This window comes from Vibrio sp. YT-16, assembly GCF_033337405.1.
In the GTDB taxonomy this organism is placed as follows: Bacteria; Pseudomonadota; Gammaproteobacteria; order Enterobacterales; family Vibrionaceae; genus Vibrio; species Vibrio alginolyticus.
In genome coordinates, this window is record NZ_JAWOQQ010000001.1 from 278,788 (window position 1) to 304,125 (window position 25,338).

Below are 25,338 nucleotides of genomic sequence, written 5' to 3' on the forward strand. Positions count from 1 at the left end.
AGCTCTTTTATTTTGTCATCAAATAAAGGATTGATGTGATTATGCTTTCTCAGACAGAATAATTCGCAGAGTACGACGCAATGGCTCCGCAGCACCCCAAAGCAGTTGGTCACCAACAGTGAAAGCATTTAGGAAATCATCACCCATTGCCATCTTACGTAGACGACCCACTGGTACAGACATTGTGCCCGTAACTTTTGCCGGTGTTAGCTCTTGAGCAGTGATGTCACGGTCGTTAGGAATCACTTTCACCCAATCGTTATGAGTGGCGATGATTTCTTCGATTTCGTCCATTGGTACATTTTGTTTAAGCTTGATAGTAAGTGCTTGAGAGTGACAACGCATCGCGCCAATACGCACACAAGTACCGTCAATTGGGACAGGTGAACTTTGAGAACCCAAAATTTTATTCGCCTCGGCGCCCGCTTTCCACTCTTCTTTACTCTGACCATTATCGCGCTTCACATCGATCCATGGGATCAACGAACCAGCTAGTGGCACACCGAATTTATCGGTAGGGAAAGAGCCGCTGCGCATTGTATCCGCAACTTTCTTATCAATATCTAGGATAGAGCTTGATGGGTTTGCAAGTTCAGAGCTCACAGAGTCATTGATAACGCCCATTTGCGAGATCAATTCACGCATATTTTGCGCACCAGCACCAGATGCGGCTTGGTAAGTCATTGCGCTTGTCCACTCAACAAGGCCTTTCTCAAATAGACCACCTAGCCCCATTAGCATTAAACTAACCGTACAGTTACCACCGACAAATGTGTTCGTGCCACCGTGGATGCCTTGTTGGATTTGCTTTAAGTTCACTGGATCAAGTGTGATGATCGAATCTTCAGCCATACGTAGCGTAGAGGCCGCGTCAATCCAGTAGCCTTTCCAACCAGCCTGACGAAGTGCAGGGAAAACTTTTTCTGTGTAGCTACCACCTTGACAGGTGATTACCGCATCAAGCTGTTTTAAGCTTTCAATATCATACGCGTCTTGCAGTAAGCCTGCGTCTTTTCCTAAGTTAGGAGCAGGAATACCAACTTGAGAAGTACTGTAGAATACTGGTTCGATTAGGTCGAAGTCTTTCTCTTCAACCATACGCTGCATAAGGACTGAACCAACCATACCGCGCCAACCAACTAAACCAACTCTCATCGTATTAACTCTCCATGTATTAAAAAACCTACCCCATAGTTAATTTTTCACAGCAAAATCTCAACCCCTATTTTGTAAATAAGCGCGTTTTTTAACCTTTTCCTCTGAAAAACCGGGTGACACGAGATTTTTTAGTGTTTGGTTTGCGGTTTTAACCATTTTTCAAGTAGGGAAAGCACTTTAGCCCCCTAATTGGTCTTACCACTCAATGAGAAAATAACACATGAAGCACAATAATTTCACATTACACAACATTTAAAACCAAAAAAGTCAAAACAAACTAACAGTTAATTTCACAAGCAAACGTTTTTACCGACGAACATCAAGATAAAACACCAAATGTTCGAAATATAATTTTTGTTAATGTATGTTATGCGCGATTACAACAAGGAGCGCCTTCCTCTATTGCTCCAAGATTGACAGAGGCACATATGAAGCAAGTTACACCACGCCTACCAAGCTTGATACAGGTATTTATCTCGCTCGGTTTATTTCTCCTGCTGGCATTTTCGTTCACAGCCAAGCTAGACCTACCGATTCAGCTAGCGCTATACATCGGTTGGTTCATTGTCATGATATTGGGCATAAAGCTTGGCCATCAGTATAAAGATCTGGAAAAAGCAGCACTAAATGGCATTTCCAATGGACTTGGAGCCGTTTTAATCCTTTTGGCCGTTGGCGCGCTTGTAGGTACTTGGATCTCTGGTGGTATTGTTCCAACCATTATTTACTACGGCCTTAAAGCAATCCACCCTTCCATCTTTTTGCTCGCGACCATGATCATCTGTTCATTGACTGCGCTAGCGACTGGCACGTCTTGGGGTGCGGCTGGCACGGCAGGTATTGCAATGATGGGTATCGGTCAAGGTCTTGGTGTTCCTGCGCCAATCACTGCAGGTGCCGTACTTTCAGGCTGTTACTTTGGTGACAAAATGTCGCCTCTATCGGATTCAGTAATCCTTGCTTCATCTATGTCTAACGTTGAAGTGATGGAACATATCAAAGGCATGTTGCCGATAGCACTCATTAGCTACATTATTACAGGCATTATGTTTACTGCATTTGGCTTCCACTACGCAGGTCAAGTTGACATGAGCCAGGTAGACTCTGTCATTAAAGCGATGGAACAGCAGTTCTACATCACCCCTTACTCATTTGTTCCTGTGATCATCGTATTGTCACTTCTAGCGATGCGTATGCCTTCATTCCCAGTGATCAGTTTTGGTTCTCTGCTAGGTATTATTTGGGCAGTGATGATCCAAGATGTCGATTTCCTAACCGCGTTCAACACGGCTTGGGCTCCGTTTGCAATCTCATCTGGCGTAGATTTCATTGACTCAATCCTTAACCGTGGCGGCATGTCTTCAATGCTTGGGTCGGTAGCGGTTATCGTATTCGGCCTTGGTTTTGGTGGTCTACTAGATAAAGTAGGCGTGCTAGAGACTATCGCGAAGCTGTTTGAAAAACGCGTTCAAAGTGCAGGTTCATTGGCAACAAGCACAATTGGTACGGCCTTTATGGGCAACGTATTTGGTTCAGCGATGTACGTTTCACTTATCCTGACCCCAAAAATCTGTGCGAAGAACTATGACCGTCTAGGCTACAAACGTAAGAATTTGTCTCGTAACGCAGAATTTGGCGGCACGCTAACCTCAGGTATGGTCCCTTGGAGTGACAACGGTATCTACATGGCCAGTATTTTGGGTGTTGCTACACTGTCTTATGCCCCGTTCATGTGGCTGAGTTTTGTATGTATCATCGTAACGATCTTCACTTCTTACATGGGTTGGTTTGTTGATAAGTGCGAACCAACAGCAGAAGCAGTTGAAGAAGCTGAAGGCGAATTAAAGCAGCAAACCGCTTAACTTCGCAGAGATAGGAAGAACCTCCCTTTCGAATTCAATACTAAAAAAGAGCGCTTTAAAGCGCTCTTTTTTTATTTCCAAAACAAATCGTTAGCTTTGTTTGACTGGCGTTTTCACGGCTGCACGCTTCCCAAACCAATAGCCCAAGCCAAGCGGTGCAAAGAATATAACGGCAATGAACAGAATAAAGTAGATGATGGTACTTTTGACAAGTTCAATCAGCTTAGTCATTGCGAGATTCACAACCTCTTGCGACACTCGATCCATATCTTGAGCAAACTTCTCGCGCTCATGGGTAATGATCTGTGCGATTTCTTGGCGCTCTCTGGCAACCATCAGCTCTATAGCTTGGCGTTCTTCACCCAACTGAGATAAACGCGCCTCCGTCCTTTGATCGATATCGTCAACCAAAGGTTGTAACTCCAGCGCCATTTGCTCTGCCAAATAACGCATGTACTCAGGGTTGTTATCGATAAAATCCCTCACCGAATCAGCGGTAACTTGCAAACTATTGAGCGCCGCATTGACTTTTTCGATACTGGCAAAGCTATTCAAGGCCAACAACTGCGCTTTCCACGTCATAATTTTTGGTGTCTGTTCTGATACCAGACCTAGACGATCAGAGATATCCCCGAGTGCTTCTGGCATCGTGCCTAGCGTTGTAACGGCTTCCTCTTCGCTAATTTGGTTTGCATCTAACCACCTACGGTAAGCCGGAGTCCTAATCATGCTTAAATCAGCGAAGGGATGCTGCTTGGCGAACTCTGCAACAAACGTTTGTGTCTTGATGTATGCTTCTTTCTTCAATAAAGATTGAGCCAGTTTATCTACCTCTTTCGCTAAATAAACGGAAACTAACTTGGCCTCATCGGACGCAAAGAGCTCATTACCAGAAGCGGTAGTAAAAAACTGTTCCATTTGTAGCGTGAAAGTCCATGTATCAATCAGTGCAGCCATTGGGGACACTTGGTATGCAGAAGCTTGGATGCCTTCTTCAGCATTTATCTTCCAAAGTAAAATATAAGATTGATGAACTTCATCATGAGGCTCATATTGTTCGTGTAGTGCGTCTGCTGCTTGCTCAACCTGAGCAAAAAACTGCTGCGCATACTCACGAGTCAAAAGACGCATATTGAGCTCTTGTTTGGTAAGAGGGACGGTTTGACTCTCGATCTTGACTTCGAGCAGGGAGCACCCTGAAAGCATCATAACCAGCCCTATCAACATCATTGAAGACATTCGGCGAACGGACATGAAAACACCTTTAACAAATTGTATAGAACAGGAATAAAGCGAACTAAGTCATATAGTTCGAGCCTTTATTACCTCAACTCTTATGACATTAAGTCAGAGCAATATCAATCTGTTAGCGCTTCTGTTATCTTTTCACTATTGAGAACATTATTAGCAAAAAGTATGGTTTGTTTTAGGACATCATCTAAACATGCCAACTTCTCTTCCGGCACTTTTTGCCCTTGTTTAATCAACAGTTCAATATCACCCGAAATACAGTGCAATGGCATTGCACCTAAACTCCCTGAGACCCCTTTAAGACTGTGTGCGGCTCTTTGCGCTTGCTCTTTATCCTCTTCTAACAGCTGATACATTTTAGTGCCATCGCCAGAGTGGTCCTGAATAAAGACCTCCAGTAACATCCGCACAGCGCCCTCGTCACCAGACAGAGAATCTAACATTTTATTGATATCTATGTACGGCTCACGTTCCACTACTTCCACTTGTGATGAATTCACCTCATTACAACTTTTTTCGTTCATTTGGACGTTTTGAAAATTTTCTGACTGAGCTGAGGGAACAGTGTTAGCTCCATTTTCATCATCGCCAACTTGCTCTGACTTTTTATCATCGGTTCTGGGTAGTGGTATCGGTTGAATCGTTTTTGGGGAGAAGGCTCCCAATGAAATGAGGAAAAGGAGCAAACCACTGATTACAGACAGCCAAACAATAAAAGTCATTAGCTTCTGTTCCAACTTATCATTTATCGAAGTTAACTGGTTCGGGAAATCTGGATTAAGCAGTTGATTAGATAAATAACTGCCCTGTGCCTGAGCAGATAGTGCGCTTGAGGTTTGAGCAAGCTGGCGCTGAAGAGCACTTCGCTCTTCGGGAGAGAGTGCCTCTGATTCAATAAAAAGTCGGTCTAAGTCACGGTAAGTATCGCTATTCGTTGCAGAGTCACTAAAGACAGACTCAAAAACAAGCGCACCTAAGCGATAGTACATTGCCTGAATTTGCTCAGAGTTTTCTGTTCGAGCACGGCTGCTTCGTAACTGTTCAGCTAACGAAACCAATTCACTGTCACTTCTTACAAAAGCTCGAGCACTTTCTAAAAATCGGTCGGTCGTATAAAGCAATTGAGTGATGTCTGGTGTGATTTTCCCTTCAGAAAACTCACTTTCAAGCTGTAAGCGAACTGCATAAGCCAACTGAAGTTTCAGTGAAATTTGGTCGACGTGTTTAACACGGTAAGGCAGATCGAAGTTAAAAAAGTGCCTGACTTCTTCAACTTTACTTCCTAACTCATTTACAGTCGAAATCGTTTGAATCGTTTGTTTGGCTTGCAGCCAAATGCCAAGTGCTAAAACACACCACAAAACGAACCAGAACCAAACAAACCGCCGTATTCCTTCTTTTAGCTTCAGCAACACTTGCCCCTCGCATATCTCCATTAATTACAAGCATATACTATGGATGTTTCTTATTCACATAAAAAAAGAGAGCCGTTTGCTCTCTTTATTTTACGATATGATTTTAATTGCGACTTAACTGATCTTTTAGATTTGGAGGCGTCCCTTTAATCGTTAAGGTATCCGTCTCTGGATCATAAAAAATACGCTCGCCAAGTAAGAGACTATCGAAGCTAATATTCAAACCACCACCAGCTCCAACAAATTTAGTCAGTTTGCGAACCGTCGCACGATCACCTGGGAAAGACTCTTCAAGTTCGTACCCTTGCTCTTTGGTGAAATCCATAAAGCTCGTGCCATCTTGGCTTTGAGGAAGCTCTCCGGAAAGTTCTGAGATTTGAACTTCATCACCGGATTTAATTTGCTCATTGCAGTAGTCGTAAACTTGTTTCTTGTACTCGTTCACTTCTTGCTTTTCTAGCTTCGAGTCAGCACAAAAATCATCCACCGCCTGCATCAACACTAAGTTTTGTTGTTTAGTATCTAAGCCAATATCCGCTTGCAGAAAATCTAGGAAGAAGTCCGCCACTTTACGGCCAACGCGTCCTTTAATGTATTGCAGATAACGATTGGATTCCTTGTCGGTCTCGTAGCTCGACAGGTCGATGCGTGCGGCAATATCCATTTTGGTGATATCTAAGTAATCTGTCGCACTGATGTCCAAACCTTCGGTCACTTTTAAACTTTGATTCATTGGTAAGATACCGATGAACAAGTAGTCCGTTGCTAAACTCTGATACTCAGCGAAAACCAAGATACCTTCATCCGCAAATGGGTACTTAATCAACTCTTCTTTCAAGCGATTTGCACTAATTTGTGAGAAGTCGTAAAAATCTCGCTCTCCTTTGCGCATTTCTTGAAGCCAAAATTGAAATTCGCTGTCTGACTGGAAAGCGCCAAAACCTTTACCAGCTTTAGAATGGAATACTCGGTGAAGCTCAGCGACTAAGTTTTCTGTAGATGCATCGTTCTCTAATGATGCCGGACGAAAGTTTACAACCAGCTCGTCCTGATCGTTTTTGCACAGTTGATGCAGAATAACGTTTGAAAGATGAAGACTCATAGTGATTTTATCTTGCTACAAGGTTTTAGTTGATGGGCATTGTAGGTTATCATAAGCCGCTTTTACTATCATTATTAGAGTCTTTATGCCGATTACATCTAAATATACTGACGAGCAAGTAGAAAAAATTCTTGCTGAAGTAGCAACAGTTCTTGAAAAACATGCTGCTTCTCCTGAGTTGACGCTAATGATTGCCGGAAATATCGCAACCAATGTCTTAAATCAACGTGTTGCTGCTTCACAACGCAAAGCGATTGCTGAAAAATTTGCTCAGGCGCTGATGTCTTCTTTAGAAACACCAAAAACACACTAATCACGGACAATAGAACACATACATGGTAGACAGCGGAAACTCATACGGCGAACGTGTATCTCGACTAGTTGGTTGGGGTCACTGGTTTGCATTCTTCAATATCGTTGCATCGATGTTGATAGGCACACGCTACATTGTTCAGTCTCCTTGGCCCGAGACGTTACTTGGTCAGTTTTATCTGGCGGTTTCTTGGGTTGGTCACTTTGGCTTTCTAGTTTTCGCACTTTACTTGCTTGTTCTATTCCCGTTGACGTTTATCCTGCCATCGCGGAAATTGTTCCGTTTGGTGGCAGTGATTTTCGCAACCGTTGGGCAAACCATATTATTAATTGATACCCAAGCGTATCAGTCGATCAATTTGCACTTAACTCCCGTTGTCTGGGAGTTACTATTCAGCGAAGACAAAAGTGCACTCAGCACTGACCTACAACATTTATTTGTTGTGATGCCGCTGATCTTCCTTATTCAACTCGCACTATCCGAATGGGTATGGCGAAAACAGCGCAAACTATCTCATAAGCACGTAGGACGCCCTCTCGCGGCCGTCTTTTTCCTCAGCTTTATGACCAGCCATTTGGTTTACATTTGGGCAGATGCGTATTTTTACAACCCAATTACTAGCCAGCGTTCAAACTTCCCGTTGTCTTACCCGATGACAGCGAAGAGTTTTATGGAAAAACATGGTCTACTTGACCGTGAGGAATACCTAAAACGTTTAGCAGAAAACGAAGGCAACGTAGAGTTAGTCAACTACCCTCTTGAAAAGCTTGAGTTTAACCGCCGAGTTAATAAGCTCAATGTGTTGATGATAAGCATAAACAATTTACGAGCGGATGCGCTGAACCAAGAAGAGATGCCTAACCTCTATGAGTTTGCTGAAAACAATCAGAACTTCCGTAATCATTACAGCTCAAGTAATGATACATACGGGGCCTTTGGTTTGTTCTATGGCTTACCGACCAGTTATGCATCAAGCATCAAGGCGCAAGGTGCTTCCCCAGTATTGCTCGATGTACTGAAAGATCAGGGCTACAACTTTGGTTTATTCAGTGGCAGTGGGTTTGAAGATGATCTCTACTCAGAAATTATTTTCCGCGACTTGAACTTAGCGGAAGACCTAGATGGCACGCAAGCTCATACCGATAAACAATCTATCGCAAACTGGAATACATGGTTAGCAGAGAAAGCAAGTCAGCCATGGTTTAGTTACATCGAAGTCACCACCGTTGATAATTTTGAATCGATTCCTTCAAATAATGACGAAGAAATGCCCGCAAGTGAGCGATTCAAAAAAGCTTATGAATATGCAGTGAAGTCGGCGGATAGAACTATCGCCGGTATTATTGATGAACTAGAAACGACGGGACAACTGACAAACACCATCGTAATCATCACTTCTAATCACGGTAGTGAATTTAACGAAACCAATACGAACAGCTGGGGAGCAAACAGCAACTACAGCCGTTATCAATTACAAGTTCCGATGGTGATCCATTGGCCTGGAATGCTAGCTGGCGAATTTAATCACAGCACAAGTCACTTGGACCTCTCGGTTACACTGTTGCAAGATATGCTCGGCGTATCTTCCAACCCATATGATTACAGTAGTGGTCGCAACCTATTCGATGAAAGTCGTCGTCGCTGGATCTTGGCGGGCGATACTCGCGAGCTTGCCTTAATTACTAGCTCACAAACCACAGTGATCGATAAGTTTGGCAACTACAAGCTGTATGACAAAAACTACAAACGACTTCGAGATGATGCACCGAAGTTGCCAGTTTTGATGCAAGGTTTAACTGAGTTACAGCGTTTTTATTCTAAAAACGATTAGTACCTAGCAATCCATATACTATTCAAACTCCCCTTTTTGGGGAGTTTTTGTTTATTTAAACAACACAAACCACAAATTTGCGCAGTAAACATCCAATCAGTTCAACTAGGGGTTTACAACATTTTCAAAGCCTTATATTATGCGCCTCAACAACGGAGAGATGGCTGAGTGGTTGAAAGCACCGGTCTTGAAAACCGGCATACGTTAATAGCGTATCTAGGGTTCAAATCCCTATCTCTCCGCCACTTTTAGAAAAAGCCCGCTAAGAAATTAGCGGGCTTTTTCGCATCTCCAGACTTAAAAAGATTCGTACAAATCACTTATCACTTCTCGAACGCAACTAAGCACTCCGCCACACTCAGAAAGAACCCACAAAAAATTAATGCCCTTTTCGTTCGTTCCAGTGTTGAATCAATTTGATATATACGTCTAGTTGTATCTACTCATCAATAAAGACTTCTTTAGCGGCATTGATAAGCTGCAAATGGATTGGGACGAGGTCAGCATGATTCGTTCGATATCCACCTCCAACGACAGCTGCGACAGGGATACCTCGAGATTTCACTGTTTGCATTAAAAATCTATCACGTTCTAAAATCCCTTGCGTCGACACATCAAAATATCCAAGCTCATCGTCTTGATGTATATCGACACCAGCATCGTAGATAACCAAATCAGGGCGATGAAGATTAAGTGCCATATCGACCACTTCTTTAAACGCCATTAAAAAATCCTCATCACCTGTTCCTCGCACCAAAGGCACATCGAGGTCAGACTGAGGCTTCCTCGCTGGGAAGTTTTTATCACAGTGGAAAGAAAGCGTGATGATATCTGGCTCATCGTCACATAAAGTTGCTGTTCCATCCCCATGGTGAACATCACTATCAATGATCAATACTTTATCGACATGCTCGACTTCGAGCGCTTGCCTGGCCGCGATCACTAAGTCATTAAATAAACAAAAACCACTGCCAAACTCTTTGTGTGCGTGGTGATACCCACCACTCAAATGAATGGCCACACCGTACTCAAGTGCCTTTTTTGCGGTCAGAGCCGTGCCCGCTGCTGAAGTTAGCGTTCTGGTAATGAGAGACTCACTCCAAGGAAAACCTATTCGGCGCATCTTCGCAGCTGGCATGTTTCCACTAACAAGTAACTCGACGTATTCCTCGTCATGAACACGTTTTACTTCCCCAACAGTTAATGCTTCGGGCTGGAAAAACTGCGCGTGCTCTTTCCAGTTATCTTTCTCTATATGCACCAATACCGATTCATAGAGGTACTGGTATTTCATAATTGGGTAACGATGCCCCTCTGGCAACTCAAGTTGAGAATAAATCGGGTGGTAGATAAATGGCAGCATGAGAAATTCTTAATAACAATGGTAACGAAATAGTATCAACTTCAAGGGTTGAATAAAATGCAATTTAATTGATAATGATTTTCAATATCAATTAAATTTAATATACATATGAATTCTACTTTCTTTGCTATTCTCGGCGCACTGTTTGGCTCTCTTTGTGCTCTGTCCCTATTTTCATCTCTTGTTGTTGGTGCGTGGTGGTTGGTTGATTTTATGGTGCTTAGCTAACACAATGACTTTCAACTGAAATCAAAAAAACATAGGTGTTTGTATGAGTCAAACCGTCTTTATTACCGGAGCAAATCGCGGCATTGGCCTTAGCTTAACTGAGCTGTACCTGAAGCAAGGCCACCAAGTACATGCTACTAGCCGTTCCTTAGAGAACAGTTCAGAACTACAAACTCTAGCCTCACAATTCAGCAATCTGGTTTTGCACGAACTGGATGTCACTCACTACGAACAAGTCGCTAAGCTTGCCGATAAACTCCCTGCCATCGACTTACTCATCAATAATGCAGGATATTACGGCCCCAAGGGATATGGCTTTGGAAACACTGACGTAGAAGCATGGCGTAAAGTCTTCGAAGTAAACACCATTGCTCCGTTAAAACTGGTTGAGTACTGTTACCCTCGCTTACAACAAGGCAAGATGAAAAAGATTGCTTGTATCTCATCAAAAGTCGGCAGTATGACCGAAAATACGTCCGGCGGCGGCTATATTTATCGCTCATCGAAAGCGGCGCTTAACTCGGTTGTGAAAAGCTTGAGTAATGATTTAACACCTGAAGGATTTACCGTTTTAGCGCTTCACCCTGGTTGGGTAAAAACGGCGATGGGCGGGCCAAATGCTTTGATAGATACGCAAACCTCCGCGCTAGGCCTAGCGAACGTGATAGAACTGAGCACACCGCAGCTTTCAGGTCGATTTATTAACTACGATGGTACTGAGTTACCTTGGTAGCAGCATTAAGACACAACCATCACTAAACCAAATACCATCAAAGCCAGGCTTCATAATCGTGACTTGGTTGGCAAACATAATGTTCATCAGTGATCCACCAGCATAATTCGCGCAATCTAACTTGAATTTATCTACATCCAATCCAGACTTAGGAAAAAGTAGAACAAATAAGGAGAAAGCACGATGGCAGCAGATAGGGATTTGGTTAATTTTAGCGAAGAGCACGAACTAAATTACTGCTTGAGAAGTGCTGGTAAACGCCAAACTCAAGCGAATCGAGATACATTAGTTGACTTGGGCAACCAGGTGAAAGAGGTACTGGACAAACGCGTGTTAACTCAAGGTGAAGTAAGAGGCGCGATCCAAAACCACGGTGATCTGTTCGAGTAATCTATTTTCAAGCATGCGCGGAGTTTAATTACGCCGCGCTTGTCCTATGCCTGCTTACCTTTGGTTGCACGAGATTTAGTCGCGCCACCGTTCTTTGAATAACTGCGCTTTTTACGTTTAAACGCAGGACGTTCCACCTTGGGTAGATGACGTAATGAATCAGGGATAGGCCCTGCTTTTACTTGTGCCATCAAGCTATCAATGCGTTGTTCCAGTGCTTGCATGAACGGCTGATATGCTTGATTTCTCTCTGCCATACCTTGTAACTGGTGCTCCCAATGAGCCGTCATATCAGGGTATGTTGAATCTTCTGGCAAGGCATGAATGAGACCTCTTCCCGCAGGAGAACTGAGAATTGACTTACCTTGACGCGTAAGCAGTTGGCGTTTGAACAGCGTGTCCAAAATACCAGCGCGAGTCGCTTCCGTGCCTAGCCCATCAGTGTCACGAAGGATTTTTTTCAGTTCTTTATCCGCAACGTAACGGGCGATCCCGGTCATCGCTTGCAACAACGATGCCTCGGTAAAATGCTTTGGTGGCTCGGTTTTTCGGTCTTTTATTTCCCCTTCACGACAAGTTAACACGGTGCCTTCGGGTAGCGGTGGCACGGCATCAATACCTTCATCTTCCTTGTCAGTTTTGCCCATTAGCGCTTTCCAACCCGGCGAAACTAACTGACGACCTTTCGCGACAAACGTACCACCAGCGATATCGAAAACCAATTTCGCTTCTGCGTAAACCGCCGCCGGATAGAACTGCATGAGGTACTGGCGCGCAATCAATTGATACACTTTCATCTCATTGCCGGAAAGCGCATTCACATTAGCTTGCTTCGGTGTAGGGATAATCGCATGGTGCGCATCCACTTTTTTATCGTTCCAGGCTTTGGACTTTAATGTTAAGTCTGCTCCCTGAACGGCAACTTGCAACTCTTTTGCGTTATTCGCAATAGCAGTTGTCACCATCCCTGCTTGTGAGTAGTGTTCCATTGGTAAATAGCGACAATCTGAACGCGGGTAAGTGATCAGCTTGTGCTTTTCATACAATGCCTGACAAGTATCTAGTACTTGTTGCGCACTCATACCATAGCGCTTCGCGGCATCGATCTGTAAAGCAGATAACGAATAGGGTAATGGTGCTGATTGCTTGGTTTGCTTTTGTTCCGACTCTGTCACTTTTGCGGGTTGATTTGCAATACGGTTTGCAACATTTTCCACCAACTTACGGTTTAATACTCGACCTTCTTCGTCCTGCCAAGGCTTGCATGCCTCACTTGGCTTCCAACGAGCACGAATATCAAAAGTACCATTGGCATCTTGATATGGGATCAGAGCATGTAGGGTAAAATAGTCCTTCGGGACAAAGTTTTCGATTTCTTCATCACGACGCACCACTAAGCCAAGAACTGGCGTTTGCACTCGCCCTACCGAGAGAACACCTTGATACCCTGCTTTTTGACCAAGCAAGGTATAAGCACGAGACATGTTCATACCATACAGCCAATCAGCCCGAGAGCGGGCCAATGCTGAAACTGAAAGTGGGATAAACTCGCGATTACTGCGCATAGAACTGAGAGCACGTTTAACCGCAGGTAAGTTTAAGTCGGAAATCAACAAACGCTGTGTAGATTCCTTCTTGGTTTTAGATAACTTGCAATAGTCGAGAACTTCATCAACTAACAGCTGACCCTCTCGATCTGGGTCTCCTGCATGAATGACTTCGTTAGCTTCTTTGAGCAATTTACGAATCACTGTTAATTGCTTACTTGCACTTTTCCTCGGTCTGAGCTGCCATTGCTGCGGAACAATTGGTAAATCTGCCATATTCCACTTTTTATAACGCTCATCGTAAGCGTCGGGTTCGACTTGTTCGAGTAAGTGGCCGATACACCAAGTAACGATATCCCCGTTCCCACAGCGGATGAATCCTTGATCTTTCTTTTGAGGGTTTGGCAGTGCAGCGGCAATCGCACGGCCTAAACTTGGTTTTTCAGCAATAAACAGACGAGACATAACGTTTTGGAAATAAATATAATTAGGGCCACATTATCGAATGTAGCCCTAATAAATCAAGAAAAACTGTATAAATAAACAGTCAATTTATTTAAGTTTTCAGTTATAGAAATTCAACAAACTGAGAAAGGTCACGCTCAGGAACTTTCATCGGTGTACAACCAGGCGTGCCTAAGTACAAGAAACCAACAATCTCATCGTCACCTTCTAAACCAAATGCTTGATGAACTTCTGGATGGAACATCCACTTACCTGAGCGCCAAAATCCTTGAAAGCCTTGTGCTACGGCTGCCATTTGCATCGCTTGTACAGCGCATCCCGCAGATAAGTGTTGCTCTAGTGCTGGTACTTTCTCATGTTCTGTTACTTTAGCAATCACCGTGATCACCATTGGTGCGCGAAATGGGGCATTCTTTACCTTTTCGACCACCGCTTCATCACTATTTTCAGCTTCTGCCGCTTTTACCAAGATATCTGACAGTTTTTTCAAACCATCGCCCTGTGCGATAACGAAACGCCAAGGGGTTAATCCCGCATGGTCAGGCGCACGAAGGCCAGCACGAATGATGTTCTCAAGTGCTTTACCTTCTGGTGCAGGCGCGGATAACTTCGCGATAGATCGGCGATTGAGCAAAAGATCGAGAGCGTCCATGAAAGAATCCTTATTGAATATCGTTGTTATTTTGTTTACGCCACTTTAGCACAATCTGCTCCTGCGAATAACAACCGGTTTTCTGTGGGCTTGATAACGTGCTTCACTTAACATCAATCTGGGTTTAATGTTAATTTATTCGCGAAATGAATAAGTTGAACATAGGCAGGTTGATGAACAAGGACAAACAAAACAGCATTTACGAAAAGATCGTTAATGACGAAGATGTCCGTGCCTGTAAGGCGATTCCTGAATCAGCTTGTCATCAAGTTCCCGGCAACTTTCTTAAAATCATTCTCGCTCAGTTTTTAACGAAGGTCGGCGATGCGTTAATCAACCCTAAAGTCACGTTGCCGTGGATACTACAAAGTATTGGGGCACCGGTTTACTTAATTGGTTGGCTGGTTCCTATTCGTGAGTCAGGATCCCTTATCCCACAACTTAGCATCGCGCACTACATCCGACGCATCCCAGTAAGAAAATGGGTCTGGGTAATTGGCAGCATCTTGCAGGCTCTTTCCATATTTGCAATCGGAGTGGTCGCATTAACTCTGACAGGAGCTGCTGCGGGTTATGGTGTAATTGCATGTCTTGTGATCTTCAGCCTCTCACGCGGTTTAAATTCCGTCGCATCAAAAGATGTATTGGGCAAAACCATCCCTAAAAACCAACGAGGTCAAGTCAACGGCTGGTCTTCAAGCGCTGCTGGCCTTGTTACGTTGCTTTTCGCTAGCCTTCTGGCACTAGCCTGGCTATGGGACGTAGAGCCGACGGAGCACTTTTACAGTCTAAGTTTAGGCTTAGCGGGCGCCATATGGCTTATTGCGGCATTAGTTTATGCACAAATTAATGAGTATGCAGGTGAGGTAGACGGTGGTCGAAATGGCGTCCTTGAGGCATTTAAACAACTCGCGTTACTTAAAACAGACGTGACCTTTCGTCGATTCGTTATCACGCGGACACTATTTTTATGTTCTGCGCTGAGTGCACCGTACTACGTTGTGCTGGCACAGCAATCTCTCGGTGGACAACTCTGGGTGCTAGCTCTCTTTATGTTTGCGAGTGGCTTGGCCTCCTTTGTGTCAGGTCCTTTCTGGGGAAGAATGTCCGATCGCTCTAGCCGCAGTGTGATGGTCATCGGCGCAACGATGAGCGCGCTACTTGGCGTTGTTTTATTTGTTTACGATACGTGGGTCACCGCTAGCCAAAGCTTCCTATTCGTGATTCCTCTGCTCTACTTTTGTGTGTGTATTGCCCACGACGGAATACGAGTCGGACGAAAAACCTACTTAGTTGATATCGCAGAAGGTGACAAGCGGACAAGCTATGTAGCCGTGAGTAACACGGTGGTTGGGATAATGCTGCTTCTAATGAGCTCTCTTGGTGTTATGTCGAACTTCTTGAGCCTTTCAGCTGTGGTGTTAGTGTTCTCTTTTATTACTTTTTCTGGCGTGGTAATGGCCAAACAACTGCCAGATATCAGTGACTAGTTCTATACAAAAAAGCTGCGCTCAAAGCGCAGCTTTTATGGTAAACACACATTAAAAGGCTAGAGTTTTACCGCCAATTTAACACCTTGACGAATCGCACGCACAGCATCAAGTTCACCCGCATGGTCAGCTCCGCCAATGATATGAATCTTCTCTCCGAGTTCAGACCATTTATCTTCAAACGGACGTACAGACTCTTGCCCAGCACAAATGATAACTTTGTCTGCATTAAGTACCTGCGCGCTTCCGTCTACATGAATGTGCAAACCTTGATCATCAATTTTATCGTAAGACACACCACCGACTAAATGTACGCCCCGTTTTTCAAGGGTACGTTTATGGATCCAACCTGTCGTTTTACCCGGACCTTTACCTACACGACCTTTACGACGCTGAAGTACCCAGACTTCTTTATCGCTAACCGCATCAGGGTAAGGGTATAAACCACCCGGCTGAGACATCTCCTTGTCGATTCCCCATTCATGCAACCAGTCATCCAACGTTTGTCCAACTGGCTCTGTGAGCATGGTCGCGACATCTACGCCAATGCCACCAGCACCAACGATAGCCACTTTCTCACCGACTGGCGTTTTGTCTCGAATGAGAGTTTGATAGTCGACGACTTTCTCTGGGTTATCAATTCCATCAATATTGACTTTACGTGGCTCAACACCCGATGCCATCACTATCTCATCGTATTCTGTGAGTAAGTCATAGTTCGCTTCCGTCGATAAGTGCAGATTCACGCCTGTTTCATCAATACGGTTAGCGAAATATCGTATCGTCTCTCGAAACTCTTCCTTACCAGGGATCTGCATCGCAAGACGGAACTGACCACCGATGCGGTCGTTCTTTTCGAACAGATCAACCTTATGGCCACGTTCAGCCAGTGTGGTCGCACAAGCCAAGCCCGCAGGTCCAGCACCAACAACTGCAATGTTTTTCTTTTTAAAGGCTGGTTCAACAACAATTTCGGTTTCATAGCACGCTAGAGGGTTCACTAAGCAACTGGCGCGCTTACCTTTAAACACGTTATCTAGACACGCCTGATTACAACCAATACACGTATTAATAAACTGCGCTTTTTCCTGTTCGGCTTTAGCAACAAAGTAAGGATCGGCCAAGAATGGGCGCGCCATCGAAACCATGTCGGCATGACCTGAAGATAAAATACGTTCTGCTTCATCTGGCGTATTTATACGGTTGCAAGTGATAATAGGAACCGAAACGTGAGGTTTAACTTTTTCCGTAACCCATGTAAACGCACCGCGTGGTACTTGAGTCGCAATTGTCGGAATTCGAGCCTCATGCCAACCGATACCCGTATTAATAATCGTGACGCCAGCCTCTTCAAGTGCTTTCGCCAATTCGATAACGTCTTCAAAAGTGCTGCCCTGCTCGACAAGATCCAGCATAGAAAGACGGAAGATGATGATGAACTTGTCACCTACCGCCTTGCGTACCGCTTTAACAATTTCTAGCGGAAAACGCATACGTTTTTTATAGCTGCCACCCCATTCGTCGTAACGCATATTAGTACGTTTACATAAGAATTGGTTTATCAAGTAACCTTCCGAGCCCATTAACTCGACGCCATCATAACCAGCAAGCTGTGCTAACTCCGCACTATTAGCAAACGCGTCGATGGTTTTCTTTATCTGGCGGTCGCTCATTTCACTCGGAGCAAACTTTGCAATTGGCGCTTTAATGCCAGATGCACTTTGCGAGAATGGATGCATTGCATAACGCCCAGCATGGAGAATTTGCAACGCAATTTTACCACCGTGCTTGTGCACCGCTTCTGTCACAACTTTATGGGCTTTAGCATGTTTTGGCTTGCTGAATTCAGCACTCAACGGGTGTAAACGACCGCGTAAGTTAGGAGAAAAACCTCCGGTTACAATCAGTCCGACACCGCCTTTCGCGCGTTCTTCATAAAAAGCCGCGAGCTTCTGTAATCCTTCTTTGTGCTCTTCTAAGCCAGTGTGCATTGATCCCATCAGAACTCGGTTTCGTAATTGTGTGAAACCGAGGTCCAGTGGCTTTAATAGGTTTGGGTACATGGCAGACATCACTTAACATCCATTGTTATTATCATGGTCTGACCAGATTAAGCCTGCTCAACCAAAAAATCAAACAAGCGTTTACATTTTTGTAACACCGATCAATCTCGTGTGAAAATATGCCAATTGTTGAGTGGTCGTGATAAGCTAAAAAAATGTTATCTTTTGAGATCTTAGAGATAAGAACCCATACTTTGTTAGACTCGGCGTAACTATCTCGTTATGGAGACAAGATGAAAAAACTCTTCAAATTTATTGGTTTGATATTTAAAGGGATATGGAAAAGTATCACTTTCATCAGACTCGCACTGGCAAACCTAATTTTCTTGCTGATGATTGCCGTTTTCTACTTTGCCTTTACTTATACCGGAGACGGTCAACCTGTCGTCGAAAAAGAATCGGCATTGGTGATGAACCTTTCAGGCCCAATTGTCGAACAAAGACGTTATGTAAACCCAATGGACTCTTTTGCTGGTTCCCTTTTGGGTAATGAGCTACCGAAAGAAAACGTCCTTTTCGATATCGTTGATACTATTCGCTACGCGAAAGACGATCCTAAAGTGTCTGGATTAGTGCTAGCACTGCGAGACATGCCAGAAACAAATCTCACGAAACTACGTTACATCGCGAAAGCGTTGAACGAATTTAAAGCATCAGGCAAACCCGTTTACGCCGTAGGTGATTTCTACAACCAAAGCCAATATTACTTGGCAAGTTACGCCGATAAAGTTTATCTGGCACCTGATGGTGGTGTATTGATTAAAGGTTACAGCGCTTACTCAATGTACTACAAAACGTTACTTGAAAAGCTTGACGTTTCTACTCATGTTTTTCGCGTAGGTACTTATAAATCCGCTATCGAACCTTTTATTCGTGATGACATGTCCGATGCGGCGAAAGAGTCAGCAACACGTTGGGTTACTCAATTATGGAGTGCTTTTGTTGATGACGTAACAACAAACCGAAACATTGATGCGAAAGTGCTTAATCCAACCATGGATGAGCTGATTAACGAGATGAAGTCTGTAAATGGCGATATTGCTCAGCTCGCAGTCAAATTGGGGCTAGTGGATGAACTCGCGACACGCCAAGACATTCGCACTCTATTTGCAAAACAGTTTGGTAGCGACGGCAAAGACAGCTACAACGCGATTGGTTACTACGACTACCTTGCAACGATTCGTCCTGATTACACACTACCTCAACACGACATCGCCGTTGTTCTAGCCAGTGGCGCGATTATGGACGGTCAACAACCTCGCGGAACTGTTGGTGGTGACACGGTCGCAAGCTTGCTGCGTCAAGCACGCAATGATGAAAAAGTGAAAGCGGTCGTGTTACGAGTAGATAGTCCAGGAGGCAGTGCCTTTGCTTCTGAAGTGATTCGTAACGAAGTAGAAGCTCTGAAGCAAGCAGGTAAGCCGGTTGTTGTATCCATGTCGAGTTTGGCCGCTTCTGGTGGTTATTGGATTTCAATGAGCGCAGACAAAATCGTTGCTCAGCCAACAACCCTGACGGGCTCCATTGGTATATTTAGTGTCATCACCACGTTTGAAAAAGGCTTTAGCAAGTTAGGTATTAATACTGATGGCGTTGGCACATCGCCGTTCTCAGGTGACGGTATTACCACTGGCCTTTCTGAGGGCGCGTCTCAAGTGTTCCAGTTAGGTATCGAGCACGGTTACAAGCGCTTTATTTCTCTAGTTGGCGAGAATCGCGATATGTCTCTAGAGGAAGTTGACAAAGTTGCTCAAGGTCGAGTTTGGACTGGCCAAGATGCACTATCCTTTGGTCTTGTCGATCAAATGGGTGACTTTGATGATGCTGTAGAGCTAGCGGCGAAACTAGCGAACGTGACCGATTATGGCATTTACTGGGTAGAAGAGCCTCTTTCACCTACTGAACTATTTCTACAAGAGTTTATGAAACAGGTGAAAGTCTCTCTAGGTATTGATGCAACAAGCTTGCTACCAAAAAGTCTTCAACCCGTAGCTCAACAATTCGAACAAGACGCAAGCTTGCTCCAAAGCTTCAACGATCCTAAAGGTCAATACGCATTTTGTTTGAACTGCCAAGTGCAGTAGTTTTTCCATCAATATTACAAAGGGCACTTCTACTTGAAGTGCCCTTTTTATTAGGCTTTGCATCTCCTCAGATGACTTTCTGATGCTGTGCGTATAGCCTCGCATCTCAAGGTTATTTAGGTATATAATCCCCGCCTCTGTTCCCCTACACGAAAGAAAAAACGATGACTAGAAAACACATCTACATCGCTTACACCGGTGGTACCATCGGAATGCAAAAATCCGACCACGGCTATGTGCCTGTTGCTGGCTTTATGGAAAAGCAATTAGCAAGCATGCCCGAATTCCATCGTCCTGAAATGCCGGATTACACCATCCACGAATACGACCCTCTGATTGACTCATCAGATATGACACCTGCTGACTGGCAGCAGATTGCGAATGATATTCGTGACAACTATGACAAATACGATGGTTTCGTTATCCTACATGGTACTGACACCATGGCGTACACAGCGTCCGCATTGTCTTTCATGCTTGAAAACCTTGGTAAGCCAGTGATTGTAACGGGTTCACAAATCCCTCTCGCAGAGCTGCGTTCTGACGGCCAAGCAAACCTATTAAACGCGCTACATATTGCGGCAAACTACCCGATCAACGAAGTAACTTTGTTCTTCAATAATCAATTGATGCGTGGTAACCGCAGTACAAAATCTCATGCAGACGGTTTTAATGCCTTTACTTCACCAAACCTTCCTCCACTATTGGAAGCTGGGATCAATATTCAAGTTAGCAACAGCGTAACCGTTGGTGCACAACCAGAAGGTGAGTTTAAGGTTCACAACATCACGCCACAACCAATCGGTGTGATCACCATGTACCCTGGTATTTCACACGAAGTTATCCGCAACACGCTTCGTCAGCCCGTGAATGCGATGATTCTTCTGACTTTTGGTGTCGGTAATGCTCCTCAGAACCCTGAGCTGCTTGGTCACCTGAAAGAAGCCTCTGAGCGCGGCGTTATTGTCGTAAACCTAACTCAGTGTTTGGCAGGTAAAGTGAATATGGGCGGATATGCCACAGGTTGTGCTCTCGCAGACTCTGGTGTTATCAGTGGCTTTGACATGACGCCCGAAGCGGCGCTGGCAAAACTACACTACCTTCTAAGCCAAAACCTTTCTTACGAAGAAGTAAAAGAGAGAATGCAACAAGTACTGCGTGGTGAAATGAGCCTGTAAGTTCAAGCTTTCTACGATCTAAAAAGCCCAATACAATTTGGGCTTTTTTCTTTCAAAATCAAAATAATAAAATTTTGAGAAATAAGGCGTAAGGATTAATCAATGTTCGGATTGACACGAACAATATCGCTCTCTTCTCCGCTGAATTGTTTTTTAAGCTCTTGTTTTGATTTAAAACTGATTTCACCACCGGCTGCAACCGTCATATGCTGCGCATCAGTATTATGTTTTGATTGATACAACATCACAGCTTGCATACACGAATCTCGCTGCTCTTTAGAAAGTGTTGTACCCTCAGGCCATCTTCCCGTTTCTACTGCATAGACTAAGCGATCATAAACTTCTGGAGTCATCGCTTGTAATAGTTGTTCTGCGTCCATAGTGTACCTTCTTATTACATTCTATTTACAGAACATAACGGGTTAAGAAACTGAGTCAAGAATACGAAAATGAATTGGTGTAACGGATCACAAGCAAAGCCATGAAAAGAACAAACTGGTTACTTCTCAGCCTCGCATGTTTTGCGCTATCGGGCTGTTTTGAAGGTAACGTGACAACCGAAGAGTTGTGCCAAAAAACACCAGAGCTGCGTTGCGAGCAGCTCAATATGGATGACGGCCAATGTCGAATTCCAAGAACAAATTTGGTTTGGCATCGGTTTGAGCAATTGAAAAACCCATCAGAGGCCAACCAAATCATCGAATACGGTCTGGTCGCTGAATATAGGAAATGCTTAGAACTCGCCTCCCAGATCACCCCTATTGATCAAAGTGCTCTCAAAAGACAACGCTTTAATGCATTGGTACACAGTATTGATGAGCTAGAGCGCATCGTAAACGAGTTGAAAGGCTCAGAAGACCCGGCTACTTTGTATTTCTTATGGTCTCAAACGGGAGATACTCAAGCTCGGCGCGCATTTTTACAAATGGAAGGGTCTCCCCAATTAAATAATGCTGAGATGCAATATGCATTAGCCACTTTTTATACCAACCGAGATACCAAGAAAACCCTGGAGCTTCTTAATAACGCGTTGTCTTTATCTGATGAAGACAACATCAATCCGGTCATTCTCAAGTCAATGGCAAGTATTCATCAGGGGCTTGGAGACAAAGAGCAAGCGTATCTATGGGCAATGGTCGCGAAGAGATTCGACGTACCGCTTGCTGATGAAAAGCAGCTCCAACGTATGTTCAATTTCAGTCATCCAGAGCGATATAAGCAGTTGGATGAATTAGCCGAATCGGTGGCGAAAGCCATAGAGAAAGGTATCTATTCCCCAGCAATGATACCCAGTGAGATATAAACGAAAAACTCCCGCAATGAGCGGGAGTTTTTATTTAAGTCGAGCGACACTCAGATCACTGTTGAGCATGAATCATCCTGAAAGGATAAAACAATCTCGAGCACAATTTTGTCGTTATTATTCTGATTTGTTGAAAATTAACGACACAGAATTAACACAAAAACGCTCTCCTGTGGTCTGTGGGCCATCTTCAAAAACGTGCCCTAGATGGCTATCACACGTTGCACAACGAATCTCTGTACGTACCATTCCGTGACTTAGATCTTCTAAATAACGCACCGCTTGATCGTTGATAGGCGCATCAAAACTTGGCCATCCGCAGCCAGAGTCATACTTGTTATCAGAGACAAAGAGAGGGGCATTACAACAAGTACAAGCATAAACACCAGTTTCCTTATTATGCAGTAGCTTACCGCTGAAAGGAGGCTCTGTACCTTGCTCTCGGCAAACACGGAACTCTTCATCAGACAGTTGCTCACGCCACTGTTCATCTGACTTCGTCACTTTTTTCCCGCTTTGTTCCACGACTTTCGGCTCCTTATTTACTGTTCTTGGTATTGACTTTTTTAGCAAAAAACTTGCTTCTCTTAACAGTTGTAGCACATACTTTCTCACCAGGACACCATGCGTAATTAATTTGATAAGAGCACTTATCTCACCAGTTATATTACGCCAACTGGGCTACAGAAGAATCAGTTAAAAGTTTAAAAAACGTACATTTGCAAAGAATTGTTAAAAAAAGCGTCGCTTTTTTTTGACTTTAAACAAGTTAAGTCCGATTATCACTTGCAGATGTTTACTGGATTCTGTAATTTTACTACCAGTTATCTTTAATCAGAAATTAAGTTGTGGAGCAACTATAATGACTATCAAAGTAGGTATTAACGGTTTTGGCCGTATCGGTCGTTTCGTATTCCGTGCAGCGCAAGAGCGCAACGACATCGAAGTAGTAGGTATTAACGACCTTATCGATGTAGATTACATGGCATACATGCTTAAGTATGACTCAACTCACGGCCGTTTCAACGGTACTGTTGAAGTTGAAGGCGGTAACCTAATCGTTAACGGTAAAACTGTACGTGTTACTGCAGAGCGCAACCCTGAAGACCTAAAATGGGACGAAATCGGTGTTGACGTTGTAGCTGAAGCAACTGGTCTTTTCCTAACTGACGAGACTGCACGTAAGCACATCACTGCTGGCGCGAAAAAAGTTGTACTAACTGGTCCTTCTAAAGACGCTACTCCAATGTTCGTTAACGGCGTAAACTTCGACACTTACGCTGGTCAAGACATCGTTTCTAACGCTTCTTGTACTACTAACTGTCTAGCGCCTATCGCTAAAGTTCTTAACGACAAGTTCGGTATCGAATCTGGTCTTATGACTACAGTTCACGCAACTACAGCAACTCAAAAAACTGTAGATGGTCCTTCTGCTAAAGACTGGCGCGGTGGTCGTGGTGCTTCTCAAAACATCATCCCATCTTCAACTGGTGCTGCTAAAGCTGTAGGCGTTGTACTTCCAGAAGTAAACGGCAAACTAACTGGTATGGCTTTCCGCGTACCAACTGCTAACGTTTCTGTAGTTGACCTAACTGTTAACCTAGTTAACGGTGCTTCTTACGAAGACATCTGTAAAGCGATGAAAGAAGCTTCTGAAGGCGAACTAAAAGGCGTTCTAGGCTACACTGAAGATGCAGTTGTATCTCAAGACTTCATCGGCGAAGTTTGCACTTCAGTATTCGATGCTAAAGCTGGTATCGCGCTAACTGACAAATTCGTTAAGGTTGTATCTTGGTACGACAACGAAATCGGTTACTCAAACAAAGTTCTAGACCTAATCGCTCACATCTCTAAGTAATTAGAAAGTTAGCAATCAGCGAATAACTTCGTTAAAGAAAAGGCGGCTCTAGGGTCGCCTTTTTTGTATCTGGAATTTGAGAGAATGCAGGCTCGATGTTGCATTTAATGTGAGAAGCGCGTCTAAAAGCTCTCCCCAGCGATAGGAAACTATACATGGATTTAAAAACTCTCCCAGCCCTAACGGTGCTATCTGATAACGTCACTATCGTTGAAGTTGATCAGATAAAAATCATCCGAGTGATTCATGACAAAGCAACGGCAGGCATCTCGCTACACGGTGGTCATGTCGTGTCGTTCACGCCTGAAGGTCAAGAAGATCTGATCTGGATGAGCGAAAAAGCTGTCTTCGATGGTAAAGCTGCTCTTCGCGGTGGTATTCCGATTTGTTGGCCTTGGTTTGGGCGTATTGCTGCTCCAGCTCACGGCTTTGCCCGCACCGCAGAATGGGAGTTGGTTGAACATCGTGAGAACCATAACGGTGTGATTGTTGAACTTGCTCTGTTCCCGACAGAAGAAATCCACGATATTTGGCCCCATATGTTTGACGCTCGTTTGGTGATTGAAGTGGGCGATGAGCTAAAAGTGACGCTCAAAGTCATGAACATCGATGACGAGGCTTGGACCTTCTCTGGCGCATTACATACTTACCTAAACGTTGGAGACATTAAGCAAGCACAAACGACAGGCATGGGTGCCGAGTACATTGATAGCTTGAAAGCTGATGCGGTATGCCAAGGTGGTAATGTTCTACAACTAACTGACACCATTGATCGCGTTTACACGCAACCAGAAGCGAAAATTTTGGTAAAAGACCCGGTATTGGATCGTACGCTAAGCGTACACAACCAAGGCCACAACTCAGCAGTATTATGGAACCCTTGGGCAGAAGGTGCGCAAAGCATGGGTGACATGGCTGACGATGGCTATCAAACCATGTTGTGTGTGGAGTCTGCTGTTCATGCACCAAGTATTGAGCAAGGTCAAACGCTCCAACCAGGTGAGACACATGAACTTGTCACTGTCATTTCAGCGCAGTAAGAATCACCATAT

Annotated in this window: 21 protein-coding genes and 1 tRNA gene; 12 read left to right on the forward strand and 10 right to left on the reverse strand. The window is 44.1% G+C overall.

The features are described 5' to 3' along the window. Positions 1 to 39: 39 nt before the first annotated feature. On the reverse strand, positions 40 to 1,155 hold the full coding sequence (gene asd, locus R7F07_RS01225; protein ID WP_005380727.1) for an aspartate-semialdehyde dehydrogenase: 1,116 nt from the start codon (positions 1,153 to 1,155) through the stop codon (positions 40 to 42). Positions 1,156 to 1,586: 431 nt separating this feature from the next. On the opposite strand from asd, the gene nhaC reads away from it, so the two are divergent. Beyond that, a complete protein-coding gene (nhaC, locus tag R7F07_RS01230) occupies positions 1,587 to 3,020 on the forward strand; it encodes a Na+/H+ antiporter NhaC (RefSeq protein ID WP_005380726.1) in 1,434 nt (477 codons plus the stop codon). Positions 3,021 to 3,110: 90 nt separating this feature from the next. On the opposite strand, the gene R7F07_RS01235 is transcribed toward nhaC, so the two are convergent. The 3 genes from R7F07_RS01235 to yejK form a co-directional block, all read right to left on the reverse strand. Then, positions 3,111 to 4,274, reverse strand: a complete 1,164-nt coding sequence (locus R7F07_RS01235; RefSeq protein WP_171342842.1) for a chemotaxis protein — start codon at positions 4,272 to 4,274, stop codon at positions 3,111 to 3,113. Between the two features lie 104 nt (positions 4,275 to 4,378). Beyond that, on the reverse strand, positions 4,379 to 5,707 hold the full coding sequence (locus tag R7F07_RS01240) for an Hpt domain-containing protein (RefSeq protein ID WP_053349606.1): 1,329 nt from the start codon (positions 5,705 to 5,707) through the stop codon (positions 4,379 to 4,381). An 82-nt stretch (positions 5,708 to 5,789) separates the two neighbouring features. Further along, positions 5,790 to 6,788: a nucleoid-associated protein YejK gene (gene yejK, locus R7F07_RS01245; RefSeq protein WP_005380723.1), complete on the reverse strand. Its 999-nt coding sequence runs from the start codon at positions 6,786 to 6,788 to the stop codon at positions 5,790 to 5,792. Positions 6,789 to 6,873: 85 nt separating this feature from the next. Between yejK and R7F07_RS01250 the strand changes: the two genes are divergently transcribed. The 3 genes from R7F07_RS01250 to R7F07_RS01260 all read left to right on the forward strand — a co-directional run bounded on the left by R7F07_RS01250 (position 6,874) and on the right by R7F07_RS01260 (position 9,177). After that, a complete protein-coding gene (locus R7F07_RS01250) occupies positions 6,874 to 7,101 on the forward strand; it encodes a YejL family protein (protein WP_005380722.1) in 228 nt (75 codons plus the stop codon). A gap of 22 nt (positions 7,102 to 7,123) precedes the next feature. After that, on the forward strand, positions 7,124 to 8,932 hold the full coding sequence (locus R7F07_RS01255) for a DUF3413 domain-containing protein (RefSeq protein ID WP_005380721.1): 1,809 nt from the start codon (positions 7,124 to 7,126) through the stop codon (positions 8,930 to 8,932). A 154-nt stretch (positions 8,933 to 9,086) separates the two neighbouring features. Beyond that, positions 9,087 to 9,177 (forward strand) — tRNA-Ser (locus R7F07_RS01260). A 194-nt stretch (positions 9,178 to 9,371) separates the two neighbouring features. Here the strand turns inward: R7F07_RS01260 and R7F07_RS01265 are convergent. Beyond that, complete coding sequence (locus tag R7F07_RS01265; protein WP_053304185.1) at positions 9,372 to 10,295, reverse strand: histone deacetylase; 924 nt, start codon at positions 10,293 to 10,295, stop codon at positions 9,372 to 9,374. A 271-nt stretch (positions 10,296 to 10,566) separates the two neighbouring features. Here R7F07_RS01265 and R7F07_RS01270 point away from each other — a divergent pair, with 271 nt between their 5' ends. Both R7F07_RS01270 and R7F07_RS01275 read left to right on the forward strand, forming a co-directional pair. Next, positions 10,567 to 11,256, forward strand: a complete 690-nt coding sequence (locus R7F07_RS01270; RefSeq protein WP_054575561.1) for an SDR family oxidoreductase — start codon at positions 10,567 to 10,569, stop codon at positions 11,254 to 11,256. A gap of 183 nt (positions 11,257 to 11,439) precedes the next feature. Further along, on the forward strand, positions 11,440 to 11,646 hold the full coding sequence (locus R7F07_RS01275; RefSeq protein ID WP_005380717.1) for a hypothetical protein: 207 nt from the start codon (positions 11,440 to 11,442) through the stop codon (positions 11,644 to 11,646). Positions 11,647 to 11,690: 44 nt separating this feature from the next. On the opposite strand, the gene R7F07_RS01280 is transcribed toward R7F07_RS01275, so the two are convergent. Beyond that, a complete protein-coding gene (locus R7F07_RS01280) occupies positions 11,691 to 13,658 on the reverse strand; it encodes a DNA topoisomerase III (RefSeq protein ID WP_171342838.1) in 1,968 nt (655 codons plus the stop codon). Between the two features lie 103 nt (positions 13,659 to 13,761). Then, positions 13,762 to 14,310, reverse strand: coding sequence for an NAD(P)H nitroreductase (locus R7F07_RS01285; protein ID WP_005380711.1), 549 nt, complete (start codon positions 14,308 to 14,310; stop codon positions 13,762 to 13,764). Positions 14,311 to 14,483: 173 nt separating this feature from the next. Here R7F07_RS01285 and R7F07_RS01290 point away from each other — a divergent pair, with 173 nt between their 5' ends. Continuing rightward, positions 14,484 to 15,800, forward strand: coding sequence for an MFS transporter (locus R7F07_RS01290; RefSeq protein ID WP_171342836.1), 1,317 nt, complete (start codon positions 14,484 to 14,486; stop codon positions 15,798 to 15,800). Positions 15,801 to 15,859: 59 nt separating this feature from the next. Here the strand turns inward: R7F07_RS01290 and R7F07_RS01295 are convergent, their stop codons facing one another. Beyond that, a complete protein-coding gene (locus tag R7F07_RS01295) occupies positions 15,860 to 17,872 on the reverse strand; it encodes an NADPH-dependent 2,4-dienoyl-CoA reductase (protein ID WP_171342834.1) in 2,013 nt (670 codons plus the stop codon). A gap of 224 nt (positions 17,873 to 18,096) precedes the next feature. Here R7F07_RS01295 and sppA point away from each other — a divergent pair, with 224 nt between their 5' ends. After that, on the forward strand, positions 18,097 to 19,947 hold the full coding sequence (gene sppA / locus R7F07_RS01300; RefSeq protein WP_005380705.1) for a signal peptide peptidase SppA: 1,851 nt from the start codon (positions 18,097 to 18,099) through the stop codon (positions 19,945 to 19,947). A gap of 164 nt (positions 19,948 to 20,111) precedes the next feature. After that, a complete protein-coding gene (gene ansA, locus R7F07_RS01305; protein ID WP_017635822.1) occupies positions 20,112 to 21,125 on the forward strand; it encodes an asparaginase in 1,014 nt (337 codons plus the stop codon). 95 nt (positions 21,126 to 21,220) lie between these two features. Here the strand turns inward: ansA and R7F07_RS01310 are convergent, their stop codons facing one another. Continuing rightward, complete coding sequence (locus R7F07_RS01310) at positions 21,221 to 21,505, reverse strand: YeaC family protein (protein WP_005380700.1); 285 nt, start codon at positions 21,503 to 21,505, stop codon at positions 21,221 to 21,223. 101 nt (positions 21,506 to 21,606) lie between these two features. Between R7F07_RS01310 and R7F07_RS01315 the strand changes: the two genes are divergently transcribed. Continuing rightward, a complete protein-coding gene (locus R7F07_RS01315; RefSeq protein WP_017821139.1) occupies positions 21,607 to 22,428 on the forward strand; it encodes a DUF2989 domain-containing protein in 822 nt (273 codons plus the stop codon). Positions 22,429 to 22,545: 117 nt separating this feature from the next. Here the strand turns inward: R7F07_RS01315 and msrB are convergent, their stop codons facing one another. Then, positions 22,546 to 22,953 carry a peptide-methionine (R)-S-oxide reductase MsrB gene (msrB, locus tag R7F07_RS01320; protein ID WP_005380698.1) on the reverse strand — a complete coding sequence of 136 codons (408 nt, stop codon included), beginning with the start codon at positions 22,951 to 22,953 and terminating at the stop codon, positions 22,546 to 22,548. 337 nt (positions 22,954 to 23,290) lie between these two features. Here msrB and gap point away from each other — a divergent pair, with 337 nt between their 5' ends. After that, the gene (gene gap, locus R7F07_RS01325) at positions 23,291 to 24,286 is read left to right on the forward strand and encodes a type I glyceraldehyde-3-phosphate dehydrogenase (protein WP_005380697.1); all 996 of its coding nucleotides are present in this window, start codon (positions 23,291 to 23,293) and stop codon (positions 24,284 to 24,286) included. A 155-nt stretch (positions 24,287 to 24,441) separates the two neighbouring features. Further along, positions 24,442 to 25,326, forward strand: a complete 885-nt coding sequence (locus R7F07_RS01330) for a D-hexose-6-phosphate mutarotase (RefSeq protein ID WP_005384929.1) — start codon at positions 24,442 to 24,444, stop codon at positions 25,324 to 25,326. Positions 25,327 to 25,338 lie beyond the last annotated feature (12 nt).